The organism is Pseudomonas sp. 2822-17 (assembly GCF_002742485.1).
In the GTDB taxonomy this organism is placed as follows: domain Bacteria; phylum Pseudomonadota; class Gammaproteobacteria; order Pseudomonadales; family Pseudomonadaceae; genus Aquipseudomonas; species Aquipseudomonas cyclaminis.
Genome location: NZ_LJRZ01000058.1, coordinates 1 through 545, shown reverse-complemented (window position 1 = coordinate 545; position 545 = coordinate 1). Strand labels below are relative to the sequence as shown.

Annotated in this window: 1 protein-coding gene; it reads left to right on the top strand. The window is 31.2% G+C overall.

The window, feature by feature from the left end; translation table 11 throughout:
* Positions 1–545, top strand: a 545-nt coding sequence (locus AOA60_RS32520) for a hypothetical protein (protein WP_218240467.1), incomplete at both ends; no start/stop codon positions are given.

Sequence of the window (545 nt, the reverse complement as noted above, 5' to 3'; positions counted from 1 at the left end):
ATATATATGGGACTATTTTGATGAAAAACCTTTTTTCGAGGCTATTGAGGATATTCAGTATCTTTTCCAAATTCTAAACAAAGAACTTTTATCCACAGATTTAAAAACCACTAGAGAAGATAGTTCAGAATTTGTTACGTCCATTGCTAATAAGTATATTGGTTATAAAGGTGGTAAACAAAAAAAAGAGCAGGTGGAGCAAATAATTAATAGCTTGTTTCATAATAATGCATCTAGATATATAGTAGAGTTTTTTAAAGGCCTTTATAAAATTTTGAATCTCGATTATTGTCTACTACTTCTTGATGAAATATCGGGTATATCCTATGGAGCACAAGTTGAAGTTTTTCGGTTATTAAGGTTAATAAGAGGATCAACAGAAGCTGTTTCCGGCAATAATTATTTATATTTTATAGGGTCTGTATATCCAACTGAAAAAACAAATTATCCTTCAAGGTCCAAAGGGTGTGACTTTGACTTTGTTCAAGGTGAAGATTGCAGTATGGAGTACTTAGAGTTGGATGTACTACATGATGAATATGAAC